Raw genomic sequence first — 393 nt, 5'->3', positions numbered from 1 at the left:
GTACTCGAAATACTCAATCTTTGTACAATATAGGAGAAAGAACTTCTTTCTTTTGGGATGGACGTGCTAATACATTAGAAGATCAGGTTAGTGGACCATTATCAGCATTTCATGAAATGGATATGGATCTAAGTAAATTATCAGAAAAAATAAATCAATACAAAGGTTATAAAAAACTTTTTAAAGATGCTTTTGATGACGAAACTGTAACAAATGAAAGAATAGCAAAAGCACTTTCAAGTTTTCAAAAAACCATAAAAAGTCAACCCAGTCGATTTGATCGTTTTATAGATGGAGATTATAAAGCTTTATCAGATCAGGAGATTTACGGCATGCATTTGTTTCGCACAAAAGCACGTTGTATGAATTGTCATAATGGAAAATACTTAACAG

The 393-nt window shown here is 31.3% G+C and carries 1 protein-coding gene; it reads left to right on the top strand.

Annotation, left to right across the window (positions count from 1 at the left end; all coding sequences use genetic code 11):
- The coding region (locus tag OC23_RS09675) for a cytochrome-c peroxidase (RefSeq protein WP_038344437.1) at positions 1-393 on the top strand (393 nt) is incomplete at both ends.

Source organism: Acinetobacter sp. A47, from assembly GCF_000805455.1.
In the GTDB taxonomy this organism is placed as follows: Bacteria; Pseudomonadota; Gammaproteobacteria; order Pseudomonadales; family Moraxellaceae; genus Acinetobacter.
The sequence above is the reverse complement of the archived record's forward strand: the minus strand, read 5'-3'. Positions and strand labels throughout refer to the sequence as shown.